At 68.9% G+C, this 251-nt stretch carries 1 protein-coding gene; it reads right to left on the bottom strand.

The features are described 5' to 3' along the window. Positions 1-203: efflux RND transporter permease subunit (locus ACQG3P_RS20995; protein ID WP_426806134.1), on the bottom strand; the 203-nt coding region annotated here is incomplete at its 3' end. Positions 204-251: the final 48 nt, after the last annotated feature.

Genomic DNA, 251 nt, shown 5'->3' with positions numbered 1-251 from the left:
TCCTTGGCCGGGCGCAGCATCGCACCGCAGATGGCCGGAGCCAGGGTCAGGTACAGAATCGTGGAGACCACCAGCGATACGCTGAGCGTGACCGCGAACTGCCTGTAGATGCCGCCGGCCGAACCGGGGAAGAAGCCCATCGGGATGAACACCGCCCGCAGCACCCGCGTAGTGGCGATGATCGCGCCGGACCGCTGCCCCATGGCCTTGGCCGTGGCTGCGCGGGGTGGCAGATCCTCCTCGCGCGTGTG

Origin of the sequence: Stenotrophomonas sp. SrG (assembly GCF_050031795.1) — a bacterium.
Taxonomy (GTDB): Bacteria; Pseudomonadota; Gammaproteobacteria; order Xanthomonadales; family Xanthomonadaceae; genus Stenotrophomonas; species Stenotrophomonas rhizophila_A.
Note: the sequence above shows the minus strand (reverse complement) of the source record. Positions and strands in the feature narration are given on the sequence as shown.